General features: G+C 67.6%; 10 protein-coding genes. 2 read left to right on the top strand and 8 right to left on the bottom strand.

Features of this window, described 5'->3' with window-relative positions; genetic code table 11:
- Positions 1-83 precede the first annotated feature (83 nt).
- From ACFQ7F_RS44390 to ACFQ7F_RS44415, 6 genes are read right to left on the bottom strand one after another with little or no spacing between them, the layout of a single operon-like run.
- Positions 84-824 carry a class E sortase gene (locus ACFQ7F_RS44390; RefSeq protein WP_383284968.1) on the bottom strand — a complete coding sequence of 247 codons (741 nt, stop codon included), beginning with the start codon at positions 822-824 and terminating at the stop codon, positions 84-86.
- A 24-nt stretch (positions 825-848) separates the two neighbouring features.
- Positions 849-2,183 carry a class E sortase gene (locus tag ACFQ7F_RS44395; protein ID WP_383284971.1) on the bottom strand — a complete coding sequence of 445 codons (1,335 nt, stop codon included), beginning with the start codon at positions 2,181-2,183 and terminating at the stop codon, positions 849-851.
- Positions 2,180-2,833, bottom strand: coding sequence for an aminodeoxychorismate/anthranilate synthase component II (locus ACFQ7F_RS44400; protein WP_383284974.1), 654 nt, complete (start codon positions 2,831-2,833; stop codon positions 2,180-2,182). Before ACFQ7F_RS44400 ends, ACFQ7F_RS44395 begins: the two co-directional genes overlap by 4 nt.
- A gap of 23 nt (positions 2,834-2,856) precedes the next feature.
- The gene (locus ACFQ7F_RS44405; RefSeq protein WP_383284977.1) at positions 2,857-3,018 is read right to left on the bottom strand and encodes a hypothetical protein; all 162 of its coding nucleotides are present in this window, start codon (positions 3,016-3,018) and stop codon (positions 2,857-2,859) included.
- Positions 3,019-3,049: 31 nt separating this feature from the next.
- Positions 3,050-3,742 (bottom strand): class E sortase, encoded by a 693-nt coding sequence (locus tag ACFQ7F_RS44410; protein WP_383284993.1) that lies wholly within the window; start codon positions 3,740-3,742, stop codon positions 3,050-3,052.
- 51 nt (positions 3,743-3,793) lie between these two features.
- Positions 3,794-4,564, bottom strand: a complete 771-nt coding sequence (locus ACFQ7F_RS44415) for a DUF881 domain-containing protein (protein WP_383284980.1) — start codon at positions 4,562-4,564, stop codon at positions 3,794-3,796.
- Between the two features lie 92 nt (positions 4,565-4,656).
- Here ACFQ7F_RS44415 and crgA point away from each other — a divergent pair, with 92 nt between their 5' ends.
- Positions 4,657-4,911 carry a cell division protein CrgA gene (crgA, locus tag ACFQ7F_RS44420; protein WP_160506128.1) on the top strand — a complete coding sequence of 85 codons (255 nt, stop codon included), beginning with the start codon at positions 4,657-4,659 and terminating at the stop codon, positions 4,909-4,911.
- A 336-nt stretch (positions 4,912-5,247) separates the two neighbouring features.
- Here the strand turns inward: crgA and ACFQ7F_RS44425 are convergent, their stop codons facing one another.
- Both ACFQ7F_RS44425 and ACFQ7F_RS44430 read right to left on the bottom strand, forming a co-directional pair.
- Positions 5,248-6,141 (bottom strand): rhomboid family intramembrane serine protease, encoded by an 894-nt coding sequence (locus tag ACFQ7F_RS44425; protein ID WP_383284984.1) that lies wholly within the window; start codon positions 6,139-6,141, stop codon positions 5,248-5,250.
- A 137-nt stretch (positions 6,142-6,278) separates the two neighbouring features.
- On the bottom strand, positions 6,279-6,812 hold the full coding sequence (locus ACFQ7F_RS44430; protein WP_383284987.1) for a peptidylprolyl isomerase: 534 nt from the start codon (positions 6,810-6,812) through the stop codon (positions 6,279-6,281).
- Positions 6,813-7,062: 250 nt separating this feature from the next.
- On the opposite strand from ACFQ7F_RS44430, the gene ACFQ7F_RS44435 reads away from it, so the two are divergent.
- Positions 7,063-7,785 carry a DUF5324 family protein gene (locus tag ACFQ7F_RS44435; RefSeq protein ID WP_383284990.1) on the top strand — a complete coding sequence of 241 codons (723 nt, stop codon included), beginning with the start codon at positions 7,063-7,065 and terminating at the stop codon, positions 7,783-7,785.
- Positions 7,786-7,852: the final 67 nt, after the last annotated feature.

The raw sequence follows: 7,852 nt of genomic DNA on the forward strand, positions 1-7,852 counted from the left end.
AGCAGGCGGTGACCGGGGCTCTTCCCATGTGTGGGCTCTTACCGTGCGTGTGCTCCTGCCGTGCGTGGTGCCGGTGCCCGGACTCAGTCCAGCTCCGCCGGCGGCGTTCGCTTGTTGTCGACCTTCTCGACCCGCTCCAGCTCGCCCCACACCACATAGCGGTAGTTGGACGTGTAGACCGGCGTGCACGTCGTCAGGGTGATGTAGCGGCCCGGCTTCTTCGCGCCGGATTCCTTCGGGACCGGGTTCAGGACGTTCACGTTGTACTTCGATGTCTCGGGCAGCGTCGAGTACACCTTGTACACGTACCACTTGTCCCGGGACTCGAAGACGATCGCATCGCCCTTCTTGATCTTGTCGATCTTGTGGAACTTCGCGCCGTGGCCGTCGCGGTGCGCGGCCAGCGTGAAGTTGCCTTCCTTGTCCTCGGGGAGGGCCGACTTGATCGGGTCCTCGTAGTAGCCCGCGACACCGTGGTTGAGCACCTTGCTGCTGGTGCCCTTGCTGACCAGGACCTCGCCGCCGCCCATCGCGGGGACATGGAGGAAGCCGATGCCGTCCTTGGTGTTCAGGTTCCCCGGGCCGCCCGCCCAGCGGTCGCGCACCTTGTCGCCCTGCTGATGCGCCTCGCGGTCAGCGACGACGTTGGTCCACCACAGGGAGTAGACGACGAAGAGACCGAGCACCAGGCCCGCGGTGATGAGGAGTTCGCCGAAGACGCTGACCGCCGCGGCGATGGGGCCGCGGCCCCGGGGTGCGCGCGCGGGTGCGGGCGCCTCGGCCTGCTCCTCGTCGTGGTCGGCGTGGTCGGTCGTCGCTGCCACTGGATCTGCCCCGTTCTCACCGTGCTAGTTGACGAGCGCGCTCGGCTTTCCCTTGCCGCGCGGCCGTTCCTCGACCATCTTGCCCCAGACGATCATTCGATACTTACTCGTGAATTCCGGGGTACAGGTGGTCAGTGTGATGTACCGGCCCTCTTTGGTGAAGCCCGACCCAGGAGGGACGGGGCCGATCACCGAGGTGTTGCTGGGCTGGGTCTGCGGCAGGATGCTCGCCATCTTGTAGACGAAGTACTTGTCCTGCGTCTCCACGACGATGGGGTCGCCCGGTTCGAGCTGATTGATGTACCGGAACGGCTCGCCATGGGTGTTGCGGTGCCCGGCGACCGCGAAGTTGCCCTTCTCGGCGTCCGGCATGGGCGTCTTGGTGCTGCCCTCGTTGTAGTGGCCGACCATGCCGCGGTCCAGGACCTTCGACTTGTCGATGCCCTCGGCGATCGGCACGACCACGTCGAGGCGAGGGATGTGCAGGAGCGCGAAGCCCTGGCCGGGCGCGAAGACACCCGGCTTGCCCTTGCCCTTCGCCCACGACTCCTGGAGGTCGCTCGCGGCGCCGTTGGCCTGCTGGTGGGCGCGGATGTTCGTCCACCACAGCTGGTAGGTGACGAAGAGAAGCATCAGGACGCCGAGGGTGATGAACAGCTCGCCGATCCCCCGGCTCGCCACGGCACCCGGGGACGGCCTGCGGGCGCGCTCGGCGCGACGGGCCTCCACTCGGGAAAGAGGGGCCGCGGACTCCACGGGCTCGGCGGAAGGGCGCGGGGCGGCGCGAGAGGCCCCTTTCTTGGCGGCCTTGCGACGGGCGGCCCGGCCCTCACCTTCCGGCGGACCGTCGGTGACCGGCTCCGGGTCGACTATTCGGCGCGTGTCCGCCGTCCTCAGGCCTACCGTCTCGTCGTCGACCGGTGGCTGGGGCAGGGGCTGGGGCAGCGGCTGGGATTGTGGCTGGGGCTGGGGCTGGGGCGGCTGCGGGGCCTCGGGTATCGGCTCGTACGCCGGCGTCGGTCTCTGAGGGGCGTACGCGCCGTACAGCTCTTCGTACGTCGGCTCCCGCACCCCGTGCCAGTCACGGGCATAGCCCTCGGGGTCGTACCACTCCTGCTCAGGCTCCGGAGCCTGCGGTTCGGGACGCGGTTCGGGCTCAGGCTCCGGCTCGGCGGGCCCGCTGCGGAACCACGGCGAAGGATGCTGACCCGGCAGTGGATCGGTCAACGGATCGGCAAGGTGGTCGACGGCCGCCTCGAACGCCCCGGGCTCCTCAAACGCCCCGGGCTCCCCGTGCGACGCGTACTGCTCGTCGTACGGAAGTCCTGAGGAGTCGCGCTCGGGGCGCAGCGCGGTCACGCCGTGGCCCTGCCCACCACCGGGGCAAGACCGCTCGACCGACCGACCGCTCCGGTGTCCCCGCACTCCACCAGCCAGTTCGCGAGCATGCGGTGGCCGTGCTCGGTGAGCACCGACTCGGGGTGGAACTGCACGCCCTCGACCGCCAGCTCGCGGTGGCGCAGGCCCATGATGATGCCGTCCTCCGTGCGCGCGGTCACCTCGAGCTCGGCCGGAACCGTCGTCGGCTCGGCGGCGAGCGAGTGATAGCGCGTCGCGATGAACGGCGACGGCAGCCCGGCGAAGACGCCCTTGCCCCCGTGCGTCACCGGGGACGTCTTGCCGTGCAGCAACTCGGGCGCACGGTCCACCACGCCGCCGTACGCCACTGCCATCGACTGCATGCCGAGGCAGACGCCGAAGACGGGCACACCGGTGCCGGCGCAGTGCCGCACCATGTCCACGCAGACGCCGGCCTGCTCGGGCGTACCGGGTCCCGGCGACAGCAGGACACCGTCGAAGCCGTCCTGCGCGTGGCGCAGCTCGACCTCGTCATTGCGCAGGACCTCACACTCGGCACCCAGCTGGTAGAGGTACTGGACGAGGTTGAAGACGAAGCTGTCGTAGTTGTCGACCACGAGGATGCGGCTGGGACGACCTTCGGTGCTCACTGAACTGACTGGACTCACTGGGCTCACTGGCCGTCCACCGTCACGTCGTTGAAGGGAAGCAGCGGCTCGGCCCAGGGGAAGACGTACTGGAAGAGCACATAGACCACAGCGAAGACGAGCATCAGTGAGAGCAGCGCCCTGACCCATGCGTTTCCCGGCAGATGCCGCCAGATCCAGCCGTACATGCCGTCCCTTCCGTAGCCGTACGGCACCAGACTAACGGCGCAGTGCCTCCGGTTTCCCGGCCTCGACGGGCTGGGTGGCATCGAGGTGCGCCCAGACGATCAACCGGTGGCTGTGGCCCCACTCTGGCTCACAGGTTGTAAGGGTGAGGTAACGGCCAGGACCATCGAATCCGGACTTGCGCGGGACCGCGTCGATGACGCCGATATCGCCGGGCAGCGTCTTGTAGGGCTTCTTGTCGATGCGGTACGTGAACCATGTGGTGCCGTCGGTCAGGACCACGGGGTCGTTAGGCCGCAGCTTCGGGAAGTCCTTGAACGGATCACCGTACGTACGGCGATGGCCGGCCACGGAGAAGTTGCCCCGCTGGCCGAGCTGCGCGGTGTCCCCGTAGTGACCGAGCCCCTTCTTAAGGATGTCGGTCCCCGTGCCTTGAAGCACCGGCTTGTTCCACGTGAAACCGAACCGCGGGATGTACATGACGGCGAAGGGCTTGCCGTCCTCGTAGGGATCGGGCTTCTTCGGGGACGACGCACCCGAAGGCTCGTCGTCCGTACGCGCGGGCACCGAACCCTGCGCCCACTGGTCCTGCAGCCTGTCGATCTGGCTGTCCATGGCGCTGTCGGCCTTCACGCCGGTCCAGAACAGGACGTACACCACGAAGAGCACGATCAACGTGCCGACGGTGATGCACAGTTCGCTGAACGTCCTGACGAGCACTCGCACCGACACCGGACGGTCCCTCCCCGGGTGCTACTCCACGGGCTGTTCCACGTGCTACTCCACGGGCTTCGCGTAGTGGAGATCCACTGTGCCCGAGTAGCCGGGAAGAGTCATCGCCCCGTCGTCATCTACTTTCCAGCCGAGGCCGTACGCGTTGACGTACAGCATGTAGTTCTGGATCTCCGGAGACGCGGCGAGCGCCGTCTTGAGCTTCTCCGGGTCACCGACCGCCGTCACCTTGTACGGCGGCGAGTAGACGCGCCCCTGGAGGATCAGGGTGTTTCCCACGCAGCGGACGGCGCTGGTGGAGATGAGCCGCTGGTCCATGACCTTGATGCCCTTGGCGCCGCCCTGCCAGAGCGCGTTGACCACGGCCTGGAGGTCCTGCTGGTGGATGACCAGGTCGTTGGGCTGGGGCTCGGGGTAGCCGGGGAGCTTGGCGGTGGCGTTCGGCGGGGCGTCGGCGAGGGTGACGGAGACGGCCTCACCGCCGAGCTTCTTGGTGCCCGCGTTCTTCTCCAGGGCCTTGAGCCGCGCGTCGTCGGCCTTCGTACCGCCGTTGTCGCGCTCGGCCAGGGACTCGACGTCGTCGCGCAGCGAGCCGTTGGATTCGTCGAGCTTGCCGTTCTTGTGGCTGCGCTCCTCAATGAGGTCGGAGAGCTTCAGCAAAGAGGCGTCGGTTCGGATGTTCGTACCCTTGGCCGTGTTGAAGCTGGTGAAGAAGATGAGGCCCGCGAGCGCGAAAACGGCGGCCGTGAGGAACCGGACCGGCCGCCAGCGAGGACGGCGACCCGGACCTGTGGGGGAGTCGGCAGAATTGCTCAACGTACCCTTATCTCCTTCAGCGCCGCGGAAGCACTACGCTAACGGACGCCCGGGGGAGGGCTCAGCTCCCCGTATCGACAGGAGAGACCCTCGTGCCGAAGTCACGGATCCGCAAGAAGGCCGACGATTACACGCCGCCCGCGAAGAAGGCGACGAACATCAAGCTGACCAGCCGTAGCTGGGTGGCTCCGGTGATGCTAGCGATGTTCCTCATCGGGCTCGCCTGGATCGTCGTCTTCTACGTCACCGACGGCAAACTGCCGATCGACCCGCTGGGCAACTGGAACATCGTGGTCGGCTTCGGCTTCATCGCTGCGGGGTTCGGCGTCTCCACGCAGTGGAAGTAGCGCTGTTCCACCGGCTGCGAACGCGCTCCCCGGAGCGTGGAGAGCAAGCCTTGCCCTGAGTTATCCACAGCGCTATCCACACTGGGGACCAAACTGGGGAAAAGAAAGACGATCTGTGGATAACCCTCGTGATGTTGACGCCGGTATGACTGGTCGATCGTCATCCGAGCCACCACTGGCCCCTTGTCCTTCCTGGGGAAACCCAGGTCAGTGACAAGGGGCACAGCTGTTCCCCACACAATGCACAAGATCCGGCACACGCTGTGGACAACATGGGGCTTCGGACGGCATCCCAGCCGACCAGAGTGAGTTTCGGCCAAGCTGAGCGGTCCTGTTTCAGCCGAGCTGAGCAGTCCTGATGACCACGGTCGCCAGGACCACGATCAGCACCACGGCACAGGTCCCCCACTGCACGAGCGATCGCCGCTCGCGGGGCGCGTGCACCATCCCGTACGCGAGCGCCACACCGGCGACCAGACCGCCGACGTGCGCCTGCCAGGCGATGCCGCTCCAGGTGAACGTGAAGAGCATGTTCAGCGCGAGCAGCGCGATGACCGGGCGCATGTCGTAGTTCAGGCGCCGCATCAGGACCGCGGTGGCGCCGAGCAGGCCGAAGATCGCTCCGGATGCCCCGAGCGAGGCGTCGCTCGCGCCGACGAGGACATAGGTGAGCGCGCCACCGGCCAGTCCGGAGAGCAGGTAGAGCGCCAGATAGCGGGCGCGCCCGAGCGCGGCTTCCAGAGGGCCGCCGAGCCACCACAGGCCCAGCATGTTGAACGCGATGTGCCAGATCTCCTGGTGCGCGAACATGGACGTGACCAGGCGGTACCACTGGCCTTCGGCGACGCCCTCGGTCGGCGCGTACGGATAGGGCGGCCATTCGCCGATCAGGACGAGATCGCCGACGAGCCGGTCGTTCGTACTGATCGCGATGAACACGAGAACGTTGATCGCGATCAGGATCTTGGTGATCAGGCGCGGATCGGCGGCGATCGAGCCGCCCGCGATGGTGCGCGGCCGGCTGGCCGCGGGTGCTTGCCCCGTGCCCGAGCCCTCGCGCACGCACTCGGGGCACTGGAAGCCGACCGAGGCGCTGATCATGCACTCCGGGCAGATGGGGCGCTCGCAGCGGGTGCAGCTGATGCCGGTCTCGCGGTCCGGATGCCGATAGCAGCGGGGCAGGTTCGATGCGTCCTGTGGCCCCTGCGGGCTGCCTGGTGCCTGGTCCATGGGGTCCCCTCAATATCCGTACGAAGGCACAGCTACGCCCACACGTGCGAACGCACCGCCCCGCCCTTCCTTACGGATGAGCGGGGCGGTTTGGTTCCCCTCGCGGGGTGCGCCGGTGTCAGCGGGGTGCGCCGGTGTCAGGCGCCGCGGGTCTCGATGACGACGGACTCGATGACCACGTCGTTCACCGGGCGGTCGGTGCGCGGGTTGGTCTGCGTGGCCGCGATCTCGTCGACGACCTTCTGGCTCGCCTTGTCCGTGACCTCACCGAAGATGGTGTGCTTGCGGGTGAGCCAGGCGGTCGAGGAGACCGTCAAGAAGAACTGGGAGCCGTTGGTGCCCGGGCCCGCGTTGGCCATGGCGAGCAGGTAGGGCTTGTCGAAGGCGAGGTCGGGGTGGAACTCGTCCTCGAATTCGTAGCCGGGGCCGCCCGTGCCGTTGCCCAGCGGGTCGCCGCCCTGGATCATGAAACCGCTGATGACGCGGTGGAAGACCGTGCCGTCGTAGAGCCTGCCCGTGGTCTTCTTGCCGGTCTCCGGGTTGACCCACTCGCGCTCGCCCTGGGCGAGCTCGACGAAGTTCTTGACCGTCTTCGGCGTGTGGTTGGGGTGCAGCAGCACCTCGATGTCGCCGCGGTTGGTCTTCAGGGTGGCGTAAAGCTGCTCGGCCACGGTCCGCCTTCCGTTGTCTTCAGTGACGCCCTGATCCTCCCACGGACCTGATTGGGACGAGTAGCCACCGATTGGGCGCGCGCCGGGACGATCCGTGGCATTGTCGGCGAAGAACTCTCCTTGTACCGATTTGATCAAATTGATCGCACCCGGATGCCCGCCCTTTCATGCCTCGGAGCCATCCGGAAGGCATGATCCTTGAAAGGGTGGAAAGGTGACATACCTATAAGCCACCGAGGAGGAGGATCCCGTGACCCGCATCGACAGCGTGCGCGCCGCGACCGGTTCCGCGAGGGACAGCGTGCGGCATGCCGCGGAGGCGGTGGCCCCCTACGCCGGCTCGGCCAAGGACCAAGCCGTCCAATACGCGCACGAAACCCGCGTACGACTCGTGCCCAAGGTGTCGCAGGCCGCCGAGCAAGCCCGTGTCCAGTACGGCGCTCACGTCGGACCGCGCATCGAGCAGGCCCGTACGCATGTGCCGCCGAAGGTCGACCACGCCGCGCACGAGGCCGCCGTCCGCACCCGTAAGGCTGCCGGACAGACCCGCAAGGCCGCTCAGCAGGCCGCCGACTACTCGAAGCCGCGGATCGAACAGGCCGTGGCCGCGACCGCGCCCGTCCGTGAGGAGGCGGCGTCCCGCGGGTCCGCGGCACTGTCCGCCCTGCGCGGTGAGGTCTCTCCCAAGGAGATCCAGCGGCTGACCCGTAAGCACAACCGCCGCGCTCGCGCCGGGCGCGTGGCCAAGGGCCTCATCGTCCTTGGCGTCCTGGCGGGTGGTGCGGTCGCTGCCTGGAAGTGGTGGGACAAGCAGGCCAACCCGGACTGGCTCGTCGAGCCGCCCGCCGCGACGGAGGTCCCCGACAGCACGCCGCTGACTTCGGTCGACGGCAGCGGTCAGGCCTCCCTCGACCCCGAGGTCCAGGCCAAGCAGGCCGAGTCGGAGGCCGCGCAGCGCGACGACCTGCGCTGACCTGCGCTGACCTGCGAGACCTGCGCAGAAGCACGAACAACGCCGTAGGGCGGGACCACCTCTGAGG

The sequence above is a fragment of the Streptomyces sp. NPDC056486 genome, assembly GCF_042795295.1.
Classification (GTDB): domain Bacteria; phylum Actinomycetota; class Actinomycetes; order Streptomycetales; family Streptomycetaceae; genus Streptomyces.